Origin of the sequence: Polycyclovorans algicola TG408 (assembly GCF_000711245.1) — a bacterium.
In the GTDB taxonomy this organism is placed as follows: domain Bacteria; phylum Pseudomonadota; class Gammaproteobacteria; order Nevskiales; family Nevskiaceae; genus Polycyclovorans; species Polycyclovorans algicola.
Map to the genome: position 1 here is coordinate 538,803 of NZ_JOMH01000001.1, position 19,827 is coordinate 558,629.

24 protein-coding genes are annotated in these 19,827 nt (G+C 66.9%); 10 read left to right on the plus strand and 14 right to left on the minus strand.

Annotated elements, in window-relative coordinates; all coding sequences use genetic code 11:
- Positions 1-20 precede the first annotated feature (20 nt).
- From U741_RS0102575 to U741_RS0102595, 5 genes are all read left to right on the plus strand, one after another.
- Positions 21-617 (plus strand): outer membrane beta-barrel protein, encoded by a 597-nt coding sequence (locus U741_RS0102575; RefSeq protein ID WP_084154612.1) that lies wholly within the window; start codon positions 21-23, stop codon positions 615-617.
- Between the two features lie 97 nt (positions 618-714).
- A complete protein-coding gene (locus tag U741_RS0102580; RefSeq protein WP_029888934.1) occupies positions 715-1,581 on the plus strand; it encodes a pirin family protein in 867 nt (288 codons plus the stop codon).
- Positions 1,578-1,988 carry a GFA family protein gene (locus U741_RS0102585; RefSeq protein ID WP_029888935.1) on the plus strand — a complete coding sequence of 137 codons (411 nt, stop codon included), beginning with the start codon at positions 1,578-1,580 and terminating at the stop codon, positions 1,986-1,988. The genes U741_RS0102580 and U741_RS0102585 overlap by 4 nt, the downstream gene beginning before the upstream one ends.
- A gap of 20 nt (positions 1,989-2,008) precedes the next feature.
- Entirely contained in the window at positions 2,009-2,644 is a 636-nt protein-coding gene (locus tag U741_RS0102590) for a LysE family translocator (RefSeq protein WP_029888936.1), read from the plus strand.
- Entirely contained in the window at positions 2,641-2,967 is a 327-nt protein-coding gene (locus U741_RS0102595) for a DUF4326 domain-containing protein (RefSeq protein ID WP_029888937.1), read from the plus strand. The genes U741_RS0102590 and U741_RS0102595 overlap by 4 nt, the downstream gene beginning before the upstream one ends.
- A gap of 1 nt (position 2,968) precedes the next feature.
- Here the strand turns inward: U741_RS0102595 and U741_RS0102600 are convergent, their stop codons facing one another.
- The 9 genes from U741_RS0102600 to moaA form a co-directional block, all read right to left on the minus strand.
- A complete protein-coding gene (locus U741_RS0102600; RefSeq protein WP_029888938.1) occupies positions 2,969-4,696 on the minus strand; it encodes an OPT/YSL family transporter in 1,728 nt (575 codons plus the stop codon).
- A 24-nt stretch (positions 4,697-4,720) separates the two neighbouring features.
- Positions 4,721-5,359 (minus strand): acyl carrier protein phosphodiesterase, encoded by a 639-nt coding sequence (locus U741_RS0102605; RefSeq protein ID WP_161776100.1) that lies wholly within the window; start codon positions 5,357-5,359, stop codon positions 4,721-4,723.
- Positions 5,337-5,732 carry a cupin domain-containing protein gene (locus U741_RS0102610; RefSeq protein ID WP_084154614.1) on the minus strand — a complete coding sequence of 132 codons (396 nt, stop codon included), beginning with the start codon at positions 5,730-5,732 and terminating at the stop codon, positions 5,337-5,339. The genes U741_RS0102605 and U741_RS0102610 overlap by 23 nt, the downstream gene beginning before the upstream one ends.
- Positions 5,733-5,747: 15 nt before the next feature.
- On the minus strand, positions 5,748-6,953 hold the full coding sequence (locus U741_RS0102615) for a molybdopterin molybdotransferase MoeA (RefSeq protein WP_052378423.1): 1,206 nt from the start codon (positions 6,951-6,953) through the stop codon (positions 5,748-5,750).
- Positions 6,950-7,699 carry a sulfite exporter TauE/SafE family protein gene (locus U741_RS0102620; protein WP_029888942.1) on the minus strand — a complete coding sequence of 250 codons (750 nt, stop codon included), beginning with the start codon at positions 7,697-7,699 and terminating at the stop codon, positions 6,950-6,952. Before U741_RS0102620 ends, U741_RS0102615 begins: the two co-directional genes overlap by 4 nt.
- 2 nt (positions 7,700-7,701) lie before the next feature.
- On the minus strand, positions 7,702-8,634 hold the full coding sequence (moaCB, locus tag U741_RS0102625; RefSeq protein ID WP_029888943.1) for a bifunctional molybdenum cofactor biosynthesis protein MoaC/MoaB: 933 nt from the start codon (positions 8,632-8,634) through the stop codon (positions 7,702-7,704).
- A gap of 89 nt (positions 8,635-8,723) precedes the next feature.
- Positions 8,724-9,212: a molybdenum cofactor biosynthesis protein MoaE gene (locus U741_RS17575; RefSeq protein WP_052378425.1), complete on the minus strand. Its 489-nt coding sequence runs from the start codon at positions 9,210-9,212 to the stop codon at positions 8,724-8,726.
- Position 9,213: 1 nt separating this feature from the next.
- Positions 9,214-9,462, minus strand: a complete 249-nt coding sequence (locus tag U741_RS19385; protein WP_052378426.1) for a MoaD/ThiS family protein — start codon at positions 9,460-9,462, stop codon at positions 9,214-9,216.
- A gap of 193 nt (positions 9,463-9,655) precedes the next feature.
- Positions 9,656-10,684: a GTP 3',8-cyclase MoaA gene (moaA, locus tag U741_RS0102640; RefSeq protein ID WP_235200008.1), complete on the minus strand. Its 1,029-nt coding sequence runs from the start codon at positions 10,682-10,684 to the stop codon at positions 9,656-9,658.
- 55 nt (positions 10,685-10,739) lie between these two features.
- On the opposite strand from moaA, the gene U741_RS17580 reads away from it, so the two are divergent.
- Entirely contained in the window at positions 10,740-11,114 is a 375-nt protein-coding gene (locus tag U741_RS17580) for a winged helix-turn-helix domain-containing protein (protein WP_084154617.1), read from the plus strand.
- Between the two features lie 5 nt (positions 11,115-11,119).
- Here the strand turns inward: U741_RS17580 and mobA are convergent, their stop codons facing one another.
- Together mobA and U741_RS0102655 are read right to left on the minus strand one after the other, a co-directional pair.
- Positions 11,120-11,734 (minus strand): molybdenum cofactor guanylyltransferase MobA, encoded by a 615-nt coding sequence (gene mobA / locus U741_RS18165; RefSeq protein ID WP_052378428.1) that lies wholly within the window; start codon positions 11,732-11,734, stop codon positions 11,120-11,122.
- On the minus strand, positions 11,731-12,891 hold the full coding sequence (locus tag U741_RS0102655; protein WP_152551470.1) for an aminotransferase class V-fold PLP-dependent enzyme: 1,161 nt from the start codon (positions 12,889-12,891) through the stop codon (positions 11,731-11,733). Before U741_RS0102655 ends, mobA begins: the two co-directional genes overlap by 4 nt.
- A gap of 85 nt (positions 12,892-12,976) precedes the next feature.
- Between U741_RS0102655 and egtB the strand changes: the two genes are divergently transcribed.
- From egtB to U741_RS0102670, 3 genes are all read left to right on the plus strand, one after another.
- Entirely contained in the window at positions 12,977-14,248 is a 1,272-nt protein-coding gene (gene egtB, locus U741_RS0102660; protein ID WP_029888949.1) for an ergothioneine biosynthesis protein EgtB, read from the plus strand.
- Positions 14,245-15,222 (plus strand): L-histidine N(alpha)-methyltransferase, encoded by a 978-nt coding sequence (gene egtD, locus U741_RS0102665; protein ID WP_029888950.1) that lies wholly within the window; start codon positions 14,245-14,247, stop codon positions 15,220-15,222. Before egtB ends, egtD begins: the two co-directional genes overlap by 4 nt.
- A 67-nt stretch (positions 15,223-15,289) precedes the next feature.
- Entirely contained in the window at positions 15,290-15,496 is a 207-nt protein-coding gene (locus tag U741_RS0102670) for a DUF3185 family protein (RefSeq protein ID WP_029888951.1), read from the plus strand.
- A gap of 99 nt (positions 15,497-15,595) precedes the next feature.
- On the opposite strand, the gene U741_RS0102675 is transcribed toward U741_RS0102670, so the two are convergent.
- Positions 15,596-15,877, minus strand: coding sequence for a DUF427 domain-containing protein (locus U741_RS0102675; RefSeq protein WP_029888952.1), 282 nt, complete (start codon positions 15,875-15,877; stop codon positions 15,596-15,598).
- Positions 15,878-16,016: 139 nt separating this feature from the next.
- On the opposite strand from U741_RS0102675, the gene U741_RS0102680 reads away from it, so the two are divergent.
- Positions 16,017-17,336: an MFS transporter gene (locus tag U741_RS0102680; protein ID WP_052378430.1), complete on the plus strand. Its 1,320-nt coding sequence runs from the start codon at positions 16,017-16,019 to the stop codon at positions 17,334-17,336.
- Here the strand turns inward: U741_RS0102680 and U741_RS19390 are convergent.
- Both U741_RS19390 and U741_RS0102690 read right to left on the minus strand, forming a co-directional pair.
- Positions 17,316-17,774 (minus strand): response regulator, encoded by a 459-nt coding sequence (locus U741_RS19390; protein WP_052378431.1) that lies wholly within the window; start codon positions 17,772-17,774, stop codon positions 17,316-17,318. The genes U741_RS0102680 and U741_RS19390 overlap by 21 nt on opposite strands.
- Positions 17,771-19,801 carry a sensor histidine kinase gene (locus U741_RS0102690; protein ID WP_029888955.1) on the minus strand — a complete coding sequence of 677 codons (2,031 nt, stop codon included), beginning with the start codon at positions 19,799-19,801 and terminating at the stop codon, positions 17,771-17,773. The genes U741_RS19390 and U741_RS0102690 overlap by 4 nt, the downstream gene beginning before the upstream one ends.
- Positions 19,802-19,827 lie beyond the last annotated feature (26 nt).

Genomic DNA, 19,827 nt, shown 5'->3' on the forward strand with positions numbered 1-19,827 from the left:
AGAATTAACTGGAGATTTTCATGAAACTCTATCAAGTGGGAATGGGCGTTTTGGCGTTGTCATCGCTGGCCTTCCACGCAAATGCCCAGCAACCTTCTTTCGGCCATCTCGATGGCTATTTCATCCCCAATGCTGAAATTGACGTCTCCCCAGGCGGCGACACGGACGGTGACGGCTTCGGCACCAAAGGCCGGTTTGCCATTGCCGATCAGTGGTTCATCAACGGTGAATACCAGGCGGTCGATTACGACCGTTCCGGTGATCTCGACCAGCTCCGTTTCGGCGTGGGAATGCACTCTCCACTGAACCAAAACGTGAATTTTGTCGGGCTGCTGGAATACATCAATGTTGACGGAGATCGTGGTGGTCCCGACGAAGACGGCTTTGGTGTACACGGTGGTCTCGAAGCCGCACTGGCACCGCAATTCATGGTCCACGGCAGCGTCGGCTACGTGATGCTGGATGATCTGGACGGCCCCGAGTTTCTGCTGGGTGTTCGTTATCAGGCCACACCGCAGATCAGCATTTTCGGCGATTACCGCATGACACGCTTGAGCGATCGAGGGGTTGATGTTGACCTGGACGACCTGCGTATCGGTGTGGGTTACCACTTCTGATTGTCGGTTTCACGCAGTAAACGGACCCCGCCTCGGCGGGGTTTTTTGTGGGTGCGAGAGGCTTGCGTTTTGCGAGGCAGGCGCCATAAATACACCCATGAAAAGTCGTCATGTCACCCGCATCATCCCCGGCCGCGAAACCTCGGATGGCGCAGGCGTGAAACTGCGCCGCAGCATCGGCGCGGCCCCGTCGCTGCGCCTCGACCCATTCTTGATGCTCGACGAGTTCGGCACCGACAACCCGGACGATTACATCGCCGGCTTTCCGCCGCACCCGCACCGCGGCTTCGAGACGGTCACCTACATGATCGACGGCCACATGCGCCACGAAGATCACTTGGGCAATGTCGGCGAGCTGAAAAGCGGCGGTGTGCAGTGGATGACCGCCGGGCGCGGGGTGATTCACTCCGAAATGCCGCAACAGGCCGAAGGGCGCATGCGCGGCTTTCAGCTGTGGATCAACCTACCGGCGGCCGAAAAGATGAAACCGGCCGGGTATCGCGACATTCCTGCCAGCGAACTCCCCGAACGACGGCGGGCCAACGGCGGGTCGGCCAAGCTCATTGCCGGCAGCCTTGCGCTGGACGGCGAGACGGTCTCCGGCCCCATCAACGCCACGCCGGGGGCAATGGCCACCGACCCGCTGTTCGTCGACCTGCTGCTGCCCGCCGGGGGCAGCCAGACGCTACCGATGACCGCGGGCCATAACGCCTTCGTGTACGTCTACGAAGGTGCGATCCGTATCGGCGAGAAAGCCATACCGCAATATGCCGCCGGCATCCTCGGCGACGGTGATCAACTGACCCTCACGGCCGGCGACGCGCCGAGTCGGGTGATTGTCCTCGCCGGCAAGCCGCTCAATGAGCCGGTGGCGCAGTACGGCCCGTTCGTGATGAACACCCACGCCGAGATCGAGCAGGCGATTGCCGACTACCAGGCAGGCCGCCTGGTCGAAGCGGCGTGATTGAAGGCCGCTGTTACTGTGGGGCCGTGCGTTACCGCTACGACGGCGTGCTGGGCCCCATCGCGCTGTGCCACTGCAGCCAGTGCCGGCAGGCCAGCGGCGCGCCGTTTGCCGCCAACAGTCCAATCGCTGCGGCCGGATTCCGGCTGGTCCGTGGTGCCGATGCCATCACCGAGTACGTGGGTGCAGGCGACAAGAAGCGCGCCTTCTGCCGACACTGTGGCAGCCCGCTGTACAGCCGGCGTGACGCGCGCCCTGAGACCCTGCGCTTGCGTATGGGCACGGTGACCAGCCCGGTCGATGCCCGCCCGTCGCATCACATCTACGCCGCCTCGTGCGCCGACTGGTTTCCCATCACCGACGACCTGCCGCGCTACGCCGAGATGGAAGACAGCCCGCGGCTCTGAGTCGTCGGTAAAGTGCCGGCATGGACCCCAGCACGCTCACACTCGGTAGCCTAGCCGCCCTGTTCGGCGCCATGGCCTTGCTCGCCGCCGTGCCCAGCACCAGCGTGCTGATCGTGACCTCTCGTGCGGCGGCGAACGGCTTCGCGCACGGCGCCTGGGTGAGCCTTGGCGTGGTGGTCGGTGACCTGCTGTTCATCGCCGTGGCGATGTTCGGGCTGATGGCGCTGATCGACGCCCTGGGGCCGGCTTTTGTCGCGGCCAAAGTCATCGGTGCGTTGTATCTGTTGTGGCTGGCACGCGGCCTGTGGCGCATGACGCCGCCGACCCCGCAGGCGGCTCCGGTACGGGCCACCGCGACCGGCAGCGTCATGGCCGGCCTGACGCTGACCCTCGGTGACCAGAAAGCGGTGCTGTTCTATCTGGGCTTTTTGCCCGCATTCGTACCGCTGACGGACGTAGAAACCGCCGATGTGTTGGCGGTGATGCTCGCCGCCGCGGTGGCCGTGGGCGGGGTCAAGCTGGCCTATGCGGCGGTGGCTGCGCGTGGCACCAAGGTCATGACGGGTGGTCGGCTGCGTGCCCTGCCGCGTGTGGCGGCGGTACTGGTCGCGGTGGTGGGCGTAATGGTGTTGGCCTCTACGGTCGTTGCCTCATGAACGCGACCGCGTCACCACCTAGCCGCGTGCAGCTCAGTCGCCGCAAGGGCTGGCGACTGCCGGCGGGCACGGTCATCGTCAGTCGCCCCAACCGCTGGGGCAATCCCTTCAAGGTACAGACCACGCACCCCAACGCCGGTTGGATCGAAGGCCGCGCGGCTGCGGTGACGGCCTACCGACGCTACCTTGCCGAGCGCCCCGAATTGATCGCCGCCGCGCGCGCCGAACTGGTCGGCCAGCATCTGGCCTGCTGGTGCCCGCTCGACCAGCCCTGCCACGCCGACGTGCTGCTGGCGGTGGCCAACGGCAGCGCACCCGTTTAGATCACGCCAGCATCGTCGCCAGCGCGGTTGCCACGCCCGCCAGCGATTCGCCGCCCACCAGCCCGGCCGCCACCGCAATCACGTGGCGCAGCGCCCAGTGCGGTGCGACTCGCTTGAGCGCTTCGGCCAGCACGGCGCCCAGACACAGGCCGAAGGCGATCCACGCCGGAATCACGAACGCCAGGCCCATCGCCGCCGCACTCGGCGCCCAGCGTGCGAAGCGGGCCGGGGCGCGGAATTGCCAGAGCGCCAGAGCCAGTCCCGCGACGCCGCCGGCCGCAGCGGCCGGAACACTCAGCTGCGGTAGCGCGGCGAGGCCGCCCGCCATCACCTCGGCGACGGCTTTCCAGGTGGCGACGGCCGGTGCCGGCCACTCAGGTGTCAACAACATGGTGGCTGGGTCGGGAATCAGCAGGCCGTAGCTCAAGCTGCCGACGATGCTGCCGATGATCACGCCAAAAATCTGCGCCACAAACTGCGGCGCCGGGCGGGCGCCCAGCAGCGCACCGGCTTTCAGATCGTTGAGCAGGTCGCCGGTTTGCCCGGCCGCGCCGCCGGTCACGTTGGCGCCCATCAGGTTGGCGGTGGCGGTGCCCGGCGCCAGTGCCCCCACGCCCAGTTGCGCGATCTTGCCCAGCGCGCCAATCGGCGGAATGCCGGTTTCGCCCACCACCCGTGCGGCGACGATCGCCAGCCCCAACGCCATGCCCACGGCGGCCAGCGCCACTGCAAAGTGGATGCCGAACAACTGCATCTGCAGGCCCACCACCAGCGCCACGGCGGCGAGCGTGCCGGTCGCGAACACGGCTTTCGGCAACGGAAAGCGTCGCTTGGTGGCGGTGCCTGCCACTGCGGCAGATCGACGCCCTAGCCAGAGGCTGGCCAGCGCACCCGTGGTCATCAGCGTGACGCCGGGCCAGATCAGCCAGCCCACCAGTTCATTGAACCACACGGCATCGGTCGCGCCCGGGCTCACCAGCCCCTGCCCCAGCAGCCACGGCGCCAGCCCCAGCCAGGCGATCAGCGCCCCGAGCAGCAGCGACAGCCCGGCGCGCAGGCCGATGATGGCGCCGAAGCCAATCATCAGCAGCGAGCCATCCAGCGCGATGCCCAACTGCTTGAAACTGGCCGTCGGTAAGCCGCCCGGCAGGCTGGCGCGCAGGGTGACGCTGAACAAGTCACCAAGCAGTTTGACGCTGGCCGAGATCACCGCCGCCAGCCCAAGCCAGCGCAGGCGGCTGCGTGCGTCGCGACCGTCGCCGTGAATGCTGCCCAGGGTTTCCGCCGCCGCGGTGCCTTCAGGAAACGGCAGCGACCCGCCCTGGATGAAGCGCGCGTGCAGCAGCGCGGCAATCGCCACGCCCAGCACGCTCACCGAAAACACCCACAGCATCAGCAGCACGCCGTCCGGCACCGGGCCGCCGAGCAGCGCCAGCGCCGGAATCGGCGCCACCAGGCCGCCCGACACGATCGACGCCGAGGAAGACGCGGTGGTCTGGTTGATGATGTTTTCCGGCAGGCCCCAGTGCCGCGCGCCGGCCAGATCCTGCATCAGCCGCCAGAAGGCGACGGCGAGCAGCGCACTGGCAATCGACATGTTGAACGACCAGCCAATCTTCAGGCCGCTGTACACATTGCACGGGGTGAGCAGCGCGCCCAGCACCGCGCCGGTGAGCAGCGCGCGGGCGGTGAGGGCGGGTTGAACCGGATTGGCGGGCGGGGCCGTCATGGCCCGAGTGTAGCCACGCGGGGCTTATGGATGGACCGGCAGATGCGCCGCCACCCAGGTCTGCACGTACGCGATCACGCTCGGCAGGAACACCTCGAATTGCTGCGCCAGCAACGCTTGATGTTGCTCGAGCACCGGCATGGCGTCCGTCAACGGACTGGGTCGACGCAGGCGGGCGTCCGTCCGCGCCAGCGCCCGCGCCACGCCCGCCGGTTCGGCGTAACCGGCCAGCACCTCGGGCAGATGGGCCAGGCGTTCAGCCGCAAACGGCGCCCAGTCCGGCCATTCGATGCGGGCGGCGGCCATCATGCGGGCGGCAAACGTTGGCAGCGGCTCGTCGTGCCAGGTTGCCCAATGCCGGGCAAGCAGATGGTCGAAATAGATGTCGATCAGGATACCGCCATAGCGCCGGAACCCGGGGGGCAAGGCTGCGAGCAACGGTTGCACGGCCGGGTGATGGTCGGTGAAATGATCCACCCGGCGGTGCAGCACGATGCCGCTGCGCACCCCGGTCCGGGTATCCGGTTCGAGCCGTCCGCGCACGTGATCGCCCAGAATCGCCCCGGCCGGCGAGGTGCCGGTGCGGTCCGCAAGATATAAGTGCGCGAGGTAGTTCAAAACGGCGCGGCCGGGCGGGTGTTCAAGGGTCGTCCGAGGCTTCAAGGTCCTCGTAATGGGCATCGCGAAACCGCGGGGTGCAGACGGCGAGAAACACCAGATCGGTCTCGCCGGTGTTGTGGATACGCTGCCGCTGGCCGGGCGGGATGACCACGGCATCGCCCGGGCCGACCGGTGTTGGCGGTTCATCGCCCACTTCCACGCACCCCTGGCCTTCCAGCAGCAGATAGCGCTCGGTGGTGTTCCGCACCCGATGCCAGCGGGTGATGCCGCCGGGCGCCACGCGGGCGCGCGCCACCGACACGTCATCGTCGGCCGGGTGATTCCACCACTCGGTGATGGCACAGCCCTCGCGGAAGTCGTACTCGGCGCCGGCAGCGTTGTGTTCGATGCGGGCGGTGGGCGGGGGTCGGGTCACGGCAGGGTCTCCGTCTCAATCGGCAAGGGTGATGAACGGCAGCGCCGCGCCGGCCGGGTGTTCGCCGGGCGGCACGCGGACGATCACGTTGGCGTCAATCAGGTTGCTGAGCATGTGCGAACCCTGGCGGCCCAGCGGATGCAGGGCCACGCCATCGGCGGTGACGGACATGCGCATGCGCGCCAGCAGGTCGCGGCGACCGTCGCCCCGGAAGGTGTCGGTCAGACGGCCCATCTGCCAGAGCGGCAGGGGCAACGCTTCGCCTTCCAGCAGCGCCATCAACCGCGCGGCGTGCACTTCCAGCCCCACCAGCACCGCGCCGGGGTTACCGGGCAGGCCGAGGATGAACTGCTGCCCGCGCTGACCGAAATACAGGGGCATGCCGGGTTTTTGCGCCACCCGCCAGAAGCGCTCTTCCACGCCCAGAGAGGCCGCCGCTTCGCGCAGAAAATCCTTGTCGCCCACCGACACGCCGCCGGTGGTGATCACCAGATCGGCGTCAACCAGTGCGTCGCGCAGCGCGCTGATGACGGCCTCCAAGGTGTCGGGCACGTAGCGCACCTCGGGTACCGCCCCGCCGCGCGCCTGAAACCAGGCGTGCAGCAGCGGCCCGTTGGCATCGAAGATCTGGCCGGGCAGCAGCGCGCCGCCGGGCGGCACCACCTCATCGCCGGTCACCAGCAGCGCGATGCGCGGTGCGCGGTACGCCGACACCGTGCCGATGCCGGCCATCGCCAGCGCCGCGATGCCGCCCGGGTGCAGCCGTGTCCCGGTTTGCGCCAGCTCGGCGCCAGCCTGAAGCTCTTCGCCGCGAAAGCGGGTGTCCTCGCCGGGCGGCAAGGCCCTGGTCAGCGTGATGACACCGTCCCCCCGCTGCACGATCTCCTGCCGCGCCACGGTGTCGGCGCCGGGCGGCAGGGTGCCGCCGGTGAAGATGCGCACCGCCTCACCGGGGCCGACATGAGGCAGTGCACCGGCGCCTGCAGCCACTTCGCCGACCAGGGTCAGGTCAACCGGCGCCGCGTCACCGGCGGCCGCCAGATCAGCGCTGCGCAGCGCATACCCGTCCACCGCGCTTTGCGTAAACATGGGCAGGTCGGTGCTCGCCACCGGAGCCTCGGCAAGCACCCGGTTGAGCGCGTCGCGCAGGGGCAGGCGCGCCACGGGCAATGGCCGTGCGTGCTGCGCGTAGGCCGCCAGGGCCGCGTCGATTGAAATCACCAGCTCACTCCCAAACCCAGCATTTTGAGGCCCGCCACCAGCAAGACCACGGCGAGCGCGCGTTTGATCTGAATCGGCGGCAGGCGACGGCTGCCCAGCCAGCCGCCCACGCTGCCGCCGATCACGGCGGCCAGCAGCAGCGGCACCACCAGGTCTGCAGGTGGCCATCCCTGACCCTGACCCTGGCCCCACCAGCCCAGCAAGCCGGCGAGCGAATTGAGCAGGATGAACGGCGCCGACACCGCCGCCGCCACATGCGCGCGCGCCCAGCCGGCAAACAGCAGCAGCGGCGTGAGAAAGATACCGCCGCCCACCCCAACCAGGCCCGAGATCAGGCCCAGCAGCGCGCCCACCGGCAGTGCCCAGGCGAGGCTCAGCACCCGCTGGTACGTCGCTTCGCGCGGCTGCCAGAACAGCCGCGCCGCCGACAGCAACAGCACCGCGCCAACAACCAGCCCGAAGAGTCCGGCATCGAGTGGCACGCGTCCGCCCAGCCAGGCGAACGGCACGGCGGCCACCGCAAATGGCCACAACAGTGCCCAGCGAAAATACCCGGCGCGGGCGAACTGCGCGGTGGCAATACCAGCGACCACCACGTTCATCATCAGCGCGGTGGGGCGAATGGTTTCCGGCGCCAGGCCCGCCAGCGCCATCACCGCGATGTAGCCCGAGGCGCCGCCGTGACCGACGCTGGCGTACAGCGCGGCAATCAGCAACAGCGCCGCCGGCAGCAGCACGGCGGTCACGCTTACTGATACCCGCCCGGATGCGGCTTGCCCGGCCGGCAGACCTCGATCAGGTGAATCAGCGCCGGTTGAATCGCCGCCATGGTCTCGCTGGCGCCGCCGCGCGAGCCGGGGCAGGTCACGATCAGGCTGTTGTTGCGCGCGTAACCCGCCACGCCGCGTGACAGCGCCGCGTAAGGCGTGCGCCGCTGGCCAAAGGCGCGCGCGGCTTCCATCAGCCCCGGCAGTGGTTGCAGCAGATACGGCGTGACGGTTTCCACCGTGCAGTCGCGCGGCGAAACGCCGGTGCCGCCGACGGTGATGATCAGCGCCGTGCCGGCCTCTATGGCGGCATCGATGCGCTGGCGCAGATCGTCGGGCTCATCGGCAATCACCTCGTAGCCGACCTTCGCAAAACCGGCCTTGCTTAAGGCGGCCTCGACGGCGCGTCCGGCGGTGTCGGGCTTCCTGCCCGCAGCAACCGTGTCGGAGAGCACGATCACCTGCGCATCGGCCGCCACCCGCAGCTTGCGGCCGAACTGCGACTTGCCACCCTTCTTCTCTTCCAGATGCGTGTCGGTGATGCGCAGCTCGGCGGGTTGGCAGTGCGGTTTGAGCATGTCGTAAAGCGTCAGCGCGGCCAGGCTGGCGGCGGTGAGTGCTTCCATCTCCACCCCGGTGGGGCCGATGGTTTCGACGGTGGCGATCACCTTCACCGAGGTGTCGGCCAGGTCAAAGTCGATGTCGGCGCGGTAGATCGGCAGCGGGTGGCATAGCGGAATCAGCTCGTCGGTACGCTTGGCGGCGAGGATGCCGGCGACACGTGCGGTCTTGAGCGCATCGCCCTTGTCGGTATTGGCCTCACGCAGGCGCGTGATGCAGCCGGCCGGCGCGTGCAGCACGCAACTGGCACGCGCGCTGCGGCGGGTTTCGGGTTTGCTGCCGACGTCTTTCATGCGTGTGACTCGATCATTGAAAACGAGATAGGGCGGTAGGTCGGGTTTCAACCCGACAGGCGACGGTTGATGTCGGCATGAATGCCGACCTACGGGCGCGGCCGGTCGTGGTCGTGACCGCAAGGTTCGGCCGCCACGCCGAAGCTGGGCTCGCCCAATTCCGGATTGATGCAGCAGCCATCAACAAAAAGGCTGCTGCCGTCGGCGTAGAACTCTTCCTTCCAGATCGGCACGCGGTGCTTGACTGCATCGACGGCATAGCGACACCCCGCGAAGGCTTCGGCGCGATGCGCGGCGCGCACCACGCAGTAAATCGCCACATCGCCAATTTCCAGCATCCCCACGCGATGCGTGACGCGGCAGTAGGGCAGGTCGAATTTGGCGCGGGTTTCGGCTTCGATCTCGCGCATCAGGCGCTCGGCCAGCGGCGGGTAGGCGGAGTAGCGCAGCCGCAGCACCGGCTTGCCTTCGTGGTGGTTGCGGACCGCACCGCCGAAGATCGCGAGGCCGCCGCAGTCGGGGAACTGGCCTTCGGCGAGCAGCGGATCGAGGGTGAGCGTGTGTTCCGACAGCGACATGTCAGCCCCCGGCCACAGGCGGTAACAGGGCAACCATCATGCCGTCTTCGAGGGACGTACGCCGCGACACGATCTGGTCATCAACGGCCAGTGCTGCGCGCTCCAGCGCTTCCCACGCGTCGGGGAATCGGTCGCCGAGTGCGGCCACGGCATCGCCTAGGGTGGCGGTGTGGTCCGGCAGGGTCAGGGTAAGCGGTGCTTCCTGGCAGCGGCGCGTCAGGCCGCCGTAGAAGGCGAAGGTGATGTTCATGCGGCGGTTCAACTCCTGAAAATGTGCTGTGGCCATCCTTGGCTGTGCGTTCGCTGTGCCTGCGAGCCACTCCAGGTGGGAGCTCATAGATGCCATCCCTGGCGCGACGTGATCACTCGATTGACCCCCGGCCCGGCCTTCCCTGGCCGGGCGTTCGCGCTGCCTGCGCGCAGTGCGCGCAAAGCGCCAGCGCTCACCCCCCCATCCCGTGCATGAGAATAGTCCGCTCCACCGGCCCGGGCTGCGCCGCGTACCCGGCCTGTTTGTGCCACACGGCGCGGTGCAGGGTTTCGGTGAGGGCATCGTCGTCAGCCCCGGCGCGCATCTGCGCACCCATCGGCGTGCCGGTTTGGGCGAACAGGCACGTGAACAGTTCGCCGGTGGCGGTGAAGCGGATGCGGTCGCAACTGCCGCAGAACGGGTTGGACACGGTGGCGATCACACCGACGCGGTCCTGGCCGTCGATGCGATAGCGGGTGGCGGGTTCAGCGCTGCGCGGCAGGGCTTCGACGGTGTGTTGGGTGCGCAGCACCGCCAGCACCTCGGCCTCGCTCATGACGGTTTCGGGACGCCACCGGCCCGGCTGGTCCAGCGGCATGTATTCGATGAAACGCAGGCTCAGATCCTGCTCCAGCGCCCAGCGCGTGAGCGGCAGAATCTGGTGGTCGTTGCGGTCGCGGATCAGGACGGCATTGAGCTTGACCGGCAGCCCGGCGGCGCGGGCGGCGTTGATGCCGCGCAGCACTGGCGCAATGGGACGGCCAGTGAGGGTCTCGAAAACGTCGGGATCAATGGCATCGAAGCTGATGTTCAGGTCATCGAGCCCGGCATCGGCCAGCGGCTGGGCCAGTTCGCCCAGGCGCTCGGCGTTGCTCGTCATCGACAGCCGCTGCAGGCCCGACGAACGCAGGGTTTGCAGGTCGGAGACGATGTCGCGCACGCCGGCGCGCAGCAGCGGCTCGCCGCCGGTGAGGCGAATGTGGGTGATGCCCTGATCCACCGCCAGCCGCGCCATTCGCAACAGCTCGGCGCGGGTCAGCAGGCTGGCCTTGGGCAGCCACACCGGGTGCTCCGGCATGCAGTAGCTGCACCTGAAGTTGCAGCGGTCGGTGAGCGACAGCCGCAGCTTGCGCTTCACCCGGCCGTGCTGGTCGCGCAGCCGGGCCGCGCCCTGCGTGGGGCGATCATTGGTGATGGGATCGGGTAAAACGGTGTCGAGCACGCTGCGCTGCTGGGTTGGCGGTCGGACTCGCGTTATACACCACTGGACATAACGAATGAACACTACCCCCGCTTTGCCGCACTCACCTCCGCTTAAAGTGCACGCCAATTTCTGGCTGATGGCCGGTGATCAGAGCCTGGGCGGGCATGGCCGTATTGAGTTGCTGGAGCGGGTGCGTGACAGCGGCTCGATCCGGCAGGCGGCGCTGGCCATGGGCATGAGTTACCGCGCGGCATGGGGTGCGGTGCAGACCATGGAACGTCGGCTCGGCCAGCCGCTGGTCAACCGCGCGACCGGCGGCAAGGGTGGCGGCGGCGCGACCCTGAGCCCCGCAGGCCAGCGGCTGATCAAGGCCTATCGAGCGCTCGAGGCCGAACATGCGCGGCAGGTGGGTCGGCTCAACGCCAGGCTAGTCAAACTGCTGGCGTGAGTGGGTCAGCCCTGGGCCGGACCGGAGGCGTCGCCCGACAGCGACCGGGCGGCACGCGCCAGATCATCTGCGGTGTTGAGATTGAAAATATCGGCGCGCCAGCCGCGCACCGGCACCGCCACCGCACCCTCGGCGTGCAGCCAGTGACGCACCGCCCGCTGCTCGCCGTGCAGCCAGGTTTCAAGCCCCGGCCGCAGATCGCGGTGCAGCAGGCAGCAGGGATAGAGCGCGTCCTCACCAATCACCGCGTAGGCGGCGTGGGCTCGTGCGTCAGTGGCGGCGTTCATGAGCTGATCACCCAGATCCAGCGGCAGGCCCAGCGCGTCGCAAGGCACCACCAGCAGCCAATCGCCGGCGCAGTGATCAAGGCCGGCCAGTAGACCGGCCAGCGGCCCCGCAAAGCCCGGCACCGGGTCGGCAACCACCTGCCCGAAGCGCGCGTAGTCGGCTGGGTTGCGATTGGCGCTGATCAGCATTGTGGCCACCTGCGGCGACAACCGTTCGGCGACATGGGCGATCAGCGGCCGGTCGTGCAGCGGCACGAGACCCTTGTCGCGGCCGCCCAGCCGTTGGCCGCGACCCCCGGCGAGGATGAGCCCGGTGGGGCGTATGGCGCTCATGTCGAGCTTGCCAACACATCGATCAGCCGGTCGATCTGGCCTTCTTTGATGTGCAAATACGGTGCGATGCGCAGCGCCCCGGCGCGGCTGGCAAGAATGCAGCCGGCCTCGCGTGCGGCAGCGGTGACGGCGGCCAGGCGGTCCGGCGGTGGCCGCCATGCGCAGAAGTGCGGCGCGTGGCCGGGTGTCAATCCGTCACCGAGGCCGCGCTGCGTCAGGCCGGTTTCAAGATGGCTGACGAGTGCGGCGACGCGGCTGCGAACCGCATCCAGCCCCCACGCCTGCATCTGGTCGATGGCCGCCAGCGACATCGGCACCAACAGGGGATGGGCGTGGGCACCAAAGTCGAAACGCCGGGCGCCGTCGCGGTATGCCGGGGTGGACACAAGCGATGCAAAGTCGCCCTCCGCCTGCCGCGCAGCGATGCCGTGCTCCAGCGGCTGCCCCTGTTCACGCCAACGCGGCGCGGCCCACAGCCAGCCGAGGCCGTAAGCGCCGAGCAGCCATTTGTGGCCCGGGGCGATGACAAAGTCCGGCGCCAGGGCTTCGAAATCCAGCGGCAGGATGCCCAGTGACTGGCTGGCATCGATGACCAGTGCGGCGCCTGCGGCGCGGGCGGCGAGGGCAATGCGTGGCAGATCCAGCAGCGCGCCATCGGCCCAGTGCGCGTGCGGCACGCTGACCACGGCGGTGTGGGCGTCAATGTGCTGCAGCACGGCGTGGGTCCAGTCCTGTCCGGGCTCGCAACAAGCTTGCTGCAGCACGGCGCCGACGCGTGTGCAGGCGTGCTCCCAGGCCAGCCGGTTCGACGGATGTTCGGCGGCCAGCACCACCACGGATTGGCCGGCGGCGAGGGGCAGGTTCAGCGCCGCCAGGCTCATGCCGTGACCCACCGAGGGGCAAAAGGCCAGGGCATCGGGCGTGGTGCCGAGCAAGGACGCGGTGTTTCGACGCAGGTTTTCGACGGCGGCGTGCCAGTCGGCCTCACCCGTCTCCCAGGGGCGTGCGCTGGCGTGCAGGGCCGTGTGTGCTGCGGCGTTGACCGCGTGCAGGCGCGGGCCAGCGCCACAGGTGTTGAGGTAGATCACCTCGGGCGGCAGGTCGAACAGGGCGGTGTCATCGGGTGCCATCCGCGCATGGTAATCGCGTCGTGCCATCGGACCGTAACCGGCTGCGTGCACCCTGCGTGCCGATCTTTGGCATTCTGCGACTTCATTTTTTGCACACCGAAATCAGCCTTCCATGCTTGACGTCCCATGCCATTTGCAGGCGCCGTCAGTGGCGGCCCCGGCACAATCCCTGCTCGCAAAGTTTCGGGCGGTGCGCGCCCGCAGCCGTTTGCTGGCCGCTGGCCTCAGCGCCGAAGACGCCGCCTTGCAGTCGATGCCCGATGCCAGCCCAGCCAAGTGGCACCTGGCGCACACCACCTGGTTCTTCGAGCAGTTCGTGCTTGGCGCTGAGGCGGGTTACGTGCCGGTGCATCCACGCTGGGACTACCTGTTCAACTCTTATTACCAGAGCGTGGGGCCGATGCACGCCAGGCCTCAGCGCGGCCTGTTGTCACGCCCGGGCTTCGACGAAGTGCTGGCCTATCGTCACGAGGTTGAGGCCCGCATCGGCGATCTGCTCGCGCGCAGTGACGACCCCGAGCTGCTGCGGCGGATCACCCTGGGCCTGCACCACGAGCAGCAGCATCAGGAGTTGCTGCTGACCGACATCAAGCATCTGTTCTCCCTGAATCCGCTGGAACCGGCGTTTAAGCCCGCGCCGTTGCAGGGGGTCTCTGCGGCGCTGCCGCTGCAATTCATCAACGGGATCGAGGGTATTCATCACATCGGTCATGACGGTGATGGTTTCGCCTTTGACTGCGAAACGCCGCGCCACCCAACACTGCTGCACCCGCATGCCCTCGCCAACCGGCCGGTGACCAACGGGGAGTACCGGGCCTTCATTGAAGACGGGGGGTATCGCAATCCGCTGCTGTGGTTGTCGGCAGGCTGGACCACCGTGCAGCAACAGGCTTGGATGCATCCGCTTTACTGGTCCGACGATCTTGAAACCGCGTTCACACTGGCCGGGCGGCAACCGCTGGACCCGAATGCGCCGGTCTGCCACGTCAGCTATTTCGAAGCCGAGGCCTTTGCCCGCTGGGCCGGTGCCCGCCTGCCGACCGAAGCCGAGTGGGAAGTGGCCGCCGCCGGTCAAGCGGTGGCCGGTGGTTTTGCGGATACCGGGCACTACCACCCGCGCGCGGCGGCAACCGGCAGCGGCTTCCAACAGTTGTTCGGCGATGTGTGGGAATGGACCGCCAGCCCGTTCACCGCCTATCCCGGCTACCAGCCTTTACCCGGCGCACTGGGTGAGTACAACGGCAAGTTCATGTGCGGTCAGTTCGTGTTGCGCGGCGGCTCCTGCGCCACGCCCGAGAACCACGTGCGCGCCAGCTACCGCAACTTTTTCATGCCGCCGGACCGCTGGCAGTTCAGCGGCCTGCGACTGGCCCAAGACCGATGAACGACGCCGCCAACACCCACTTTGATCCGCCGGCCGACGCGCGCGCGCAGCTGCGCGCCGACGTTCGCGCCGGCCTCGCCCAAACCCCCAAGCGCCTGCCGTCCAAATATTTTTACGACACGCAGGGCTCCGAGCTGTTCGAGCAGATCTGCGAGCAGCCGGAGTACTACCTGACGCGCACCGAGCTGGCGCTGCTGGAGGCCGAGGCGGCCCACATTGCAGACGCGGTGGGGCCCGGCGCGCTGGTGGTGGAATTTGGCAGCGGCAGCGGCATCAAGACCGAATTGCTGCTGGCCGCCCTGCACGACCCGGTGGCGTTCGTGCCCATCGAGATCTCGCCGAGCGCGCTCAGCGGCAGTGTCGATCAATTGCAGGCGCGCTTCCCCGAGCTTGAGCTGATGCCCCTGTGTGCCGACTTCAATCAGCCGCTGCAAATGCCCGTGCCGCAGCGGCAACCGCAGCGGGTGTTGATCTTTTTTCCCGGTTCGACGCTCGGCAACTTTGAGCGTGCGCAAGCCATCAAGTTGCTCAAGGTGATGCATGCCGACATGGGCGAAAACGGCGCGGCACTGGTCGGCATCGACCTGCAAAAAGAGCCCGCGCTGATCGAGGCGGCCTACAACGATGCCGCCGGCGTGACGGCCGCTTTCACGCTGAATCTGCTCACCCGCCTGAACCGCGAGTTGGGGACCGACTTCGACCTGCACCAATTCGCCCACCGCGCCCATTACAACGCCGAGATGGGCCGTATCGAAACCGCGCTGGTCAGCCAGTGCGCCCAGGAGGTGATGTTCGAAGGCCAGCCCGTCCGCTTTGCCGAAGGCGAGGCGATGCAGGTGGAGTACAGCTGCAAGTACGCCCCGCAGGACTTTGCCGACATGGCGACTACCGCAGGGCTGCGCGTGACCCGCACCTGGACCGACCCCAACCAATGGTTTTCTCTGGTGATGCTGCAACACCTGACGTTCAGCTAGCTACTGCACACTGCGCCGTCGCTGCAATGCAATGCACGGCGCACAAAACCAAACCAAGGAGAGGGATATGGGCGTTTCGAAACTACTGGGCCTGGTGCTGCTGGTCGGGGGCCTGATCGCGCTTTACTTCGGCTTTAACGCCACCGAAAGCCTGGGCGAACAGATGGTCGAAGGCGTGACCGGCAAGTTCACCGACAACACGATGCTCTATCTCGTGGGTGGCGGCGTGTCCGCTGCGGCCGGTCTGGCACTGCTGATCTTCGGCAAAAAGTAAGACCGGAGTTCGCCATGAAAAGCCCCGCTACGGCGGGGCTTTTTTGTGCGGTCGCTTCCATCGAACCCGCCTGCTGTCGAGCGGCTTCACGGGCAGACCCTATGGCCCGACCCGAACACCTTTCCAAAACGCCACCCGATTGCCAATCGACGCGGCCGCATCCTTCGGCTCGGGATAAAACCACGCGGCGTTGGCGTTGACCTGGCCGTCTGCCACCACATCGAAATAGTGCGCGGTGCCTTTCCAGCCACAGACGGTCTGGTGCGGCGACGCCGCGATGTGTTGCGGGTTGACGGCGTCCATCGGGAAGTAATGGTTGCCCTCCACCACCACGGTGTCGTCGCTGTCGGCAATTACAACGTCATTCCAAATCGCTTTCATGGGTCAATCCTGTGGACGCGGGAACAGGCGCTACCGTAGCCGATGTCCGGCCTGTGGCAATTACGCTAGGCTCCTGCGCGACAAAACGAACGCTGTCTGATCAGCGTCAACCAAAATGTGATGTGCCAGGGGAATCAACATGAGCAGTCCGTCATCCGCATCGGTGTCGGTCGAGAAGGCGCGGCAAGCACGCAAGGTGGTGGCGGCCAGCTTCATTGGCACCACCTTCGAGTGGTATGACTTTTTCATCTATGCCTCGGCGGCAGCCTTGGTCTTTGGTCCGCTGTTCTTCCCCAACGTTTCGGACTTTGCCGGCACCCTCGCGGCGTTTTCAACCTTTGCGGTGGGGTTTCTGGCGCGGCCTTTGGGCGGCGTCATCGTCGGTCACTTCGGAGACCGCATCGGCCGCAAGGCGATGCTGGTGTTCTGCCTGTTGTGCATGGGCATCGCCACCATTGTGATTGGCCTGTTGCCGACCTATGCGCAGATCGGGATCTGGGCGCCAATTCTCTTGGTGGTGCTGCGCATCTTCCAGGGCATCGGCGTGGGCGGTGAGTGGGGCGGCGCGGTGCTGATGGCGGTGGAGTACGCGCCGCCAAACCGCCGTGGCCTTTACGGGGGTTTTGTGCAAATCGGAACCCCGGCCGGGCTGATTCTGGCCAATCTGGCGTTCCTGTCGGTGGTCACCTTCGTGCCGCCAGAGCACTTCATGACCTGGGGTTGGCGCGTTCCGTTTCTGCTGAGTTCGGTGCTGGTGATCGTCGGGCTGGTGATTCGCCTCAGGCTGGAAGAAACCCCGGTCTTCGCCGAGGCCAAAGCCAAGGCGTCAAAAACCGCCGAGCGCGTACCGGTGGCGGCGGTGCTGCGGTCGCACTGGAAGTCCGTGCTGGCCGGCGGTCTGACGATGTCGGCGCCGGCGATGATTGGCTACGTCATGATCGCCTACCTGCTGTCGTACGGCGTCACCCAACTGGGCGTCAGCCGCCCCCTGATGATCGGGCTGGTGCTCTGGTCGTCGGCGGTATGGCTGGTGCTGACCCTGGTGTTCGCCGCCGGCTCGGACCGCTACGGGCGGCGCCGCGTCTACCTTTGGGGCGCGTGGAGCGGACTGGCGATGGTCTTCCCGCTGTTCTGGCTGCTGGACACCCGCGAGCCATGGCTAATGGCGCTGGGCATGACTTTGTTGGCGGTGTCGATGTCGGCCATGTATTCACCGATTGCGGCGATGCTCTCGGAGCTTTTTCCGACGCGGCTGCGCTACACCGGAAACTCGGTGTCGTACCAGGTGGGCACCTTGGTGGGCGGTGCGTTTGTGCCGATCATCGCCACAACGCTGATGCAGCTCACCGGCACTTCGGCTTCGATCTCGGCGTACATGTTCGGCTCGATACTGATCGGCATGCTGGCCGTGAAATTCGTGCCCGAGACCTCGAAGACGTCACTGGGCGCGGCGGATTGACAGGCTGTGGTGGAGCCTTGCCCCAGGGTGATCGATGCGCTCGACCTGGTGTGAGCGGATTTTGTTCAGGGCCAGCAGCAGGCCGTCGTAATCCAGCGGCTTGTTGATCCATGCGTTGGCGCGGCCGTTGAACGCGGCCAGCACGTCGCGATCATCGTTCGACGAGGTAAGCATCACCACCGGCAGCCACGCCATGCGCGGATCGCCGCGCAGCTCGGCCAGCAGCTCGGTGCCGCTCATGCCCGGCATGTTGATGTCCAGCAGCACCAGCGTCGGCAGGCGGTCATGGGCAGCGGCTTCGCGCAGCCGCGAAAGGCCGACTCCCGGTTCGTCGATGTGCGCCAGCGGGTTGGCCAGGCCCGCCTGCTGCAGGCACCGCTGAATGGCGAAATAGTCGTCGGGGTTGTCGTCGATCAACAGGATGGTGTCAGGCGTCAAGGCGTCGCTCCTGCAGGGCGTTGCGGGGGAAGGGTGAACCAGAAGGTGCTGCCCTGGCCGGGCGCGGAATCCAGCCAGATGTCGCCGCCGTGTCGCAGCACGATTTTCTTCACGATCGTCAGCCCGACGCCGCTGCCGCCGCCATAGGCATCGCGGCGGTGCAGGCGCTCGAACAGCGTGTAGATGCGGCCCTGCTGATCGGGGTGAATCCCGATGCCGTTGTCGCGCACAAAAAAGCGGGTGGTCAACCCGTGACCGGTGTGGCCAATCTCGATCCAGCGGGCCGATTTGTCGTTGTACTTGGCGGCGTTCACGATCAGGTTTCGCATCAGCTCGCGAACCCGGACGGCATCGCATGTCCACACCGGCAGCTTGCTGCTCAGGCGAACGTCGACCTGGTGCTCGTGCAGCAGAAACTCCAGCGATTCGAGCACGTCGCGAACCAGAACATTCAGATCGACCGGCGCCAGGGTCAAGGTGGTGCGGCCGATACGGGAAATGGTGAGCAGGTCGTTGATCAAGCCCTCCATTCGCGTGGTTTGCTGCTTGATCCGCTGCACCATCGCGCGACCGGCCGAGTCGAGCTGTGGCGCGTAGTCCTGCTCCAGATACGTGGCATAGCTGGCGATGCCGCGCAGCGGTTCCTTCAGGTCGTGCGAGGCGATGTAGGCAAAGTCATCAAGGTCACGGTTGGAGCGTTCCAGGTCCTGCCGCACCCGAACCAGTTGCGTGGCATCCCAACTCGCACCGGCGATGCGGATCGCGGCACCGCTGGCATCCCGCTCGATGCTGGCGCGAATTTGCAACACGCGACTGTGGTTGTCGCCAGCCACCACGCGCACCTCCCCGAAGAACTCACGATCGTCGCCTTGCGCCGCCATGGCGATCTGCTGGGCGAAAGGCGCCTGGTCATCGGGGTGCAGCCGGGCCAGCACTTCGTCAAGGGTGGCGATGGGCGTGTCGCGGGGCAGGTTGAGCAGCTCGGGTGTGTTGCTGTCGTGCTCAAAGCGGTTTTCGTTGCAGTAGAGCATCCAGACCGCCACCTGGGCCGACTGGGTCGCGATGCGATAGCGCTCTTCGATGCGCGCCAGACTCTGCTGGCGGGCGTGCTCGGCACTCAGGTCCCAGACCATGCCGGCAACGCTGATGGCGCGGCCATCTTCGTCACGCTCGGCGCGGGCCCGGGAGCAGATGAAACCCTCGGCGCCGTTGGGCCTGATGATTCGGTAGCTGTCCTCGTAATCGATGGCCGGCGATTTGATGAACGCTCTGTAGCGCTCAATGACCCGGTCGCGGTCGTCGGGGTGGATGTAATCCAGATACCGCAGCATGCGGTTGTTGAATTCGACGCTTTGCAGCCCCAGCGCCTCGCGGATTTGACCGTCGACCACCAACTCGTCGAGCGCCGACCGTGACGCCCAGGCCCCGACGCCGGGGGCGCTCAGTGCCAGGGTCAGGCGGTCCTGCGATTCGCGGATTTGCTGCCGCGCGCGCTCGCGTCCGGCAAACACCTGCAGGCCGTGCAACACGATGATGACCAGCAGCAACGCCTGCCACATGTCCGCGTAGTGCAGGCCGGCCTCGGTGTAAAACGCGCGCATCACCAGCACCAGGGTCAGCGCCACCGCCCCCATCTTCATGGCATCGATATAGAGCTGCAGGCGGTAGCGCAGGCCCAGATCGGCGTAGGCCAGATAGAACGCGAAGGCGGCGGGCATGCCCGGGTTGGGATCGTGCGGCACGCCAATGACGAAGGCGGTCAGGTCCAGCAGCACCAGCGTCCGCTGCAGCCCCAGCGACAGCCGCTGGCCACGTGCCGCGACCATGACCGCCGCCACCGCCAGCACATAGCCGAGCATGGCGGCCGCAATCTGGTCTTGAGTGAACACGCCCGGCGTGATGCCCTGCACGTGCATGTAGGTGAACAGCAGCGCCGCGAAAACATAGCGGTACAGAAACTGTGAGTAGTAGCGAAGTTGCGCTGCGGTGCCGCGCGCCTCCGCCGTTTCGGACGTCCCTTGATTCACGTGATTCCCCAATCCCGATCAGCATA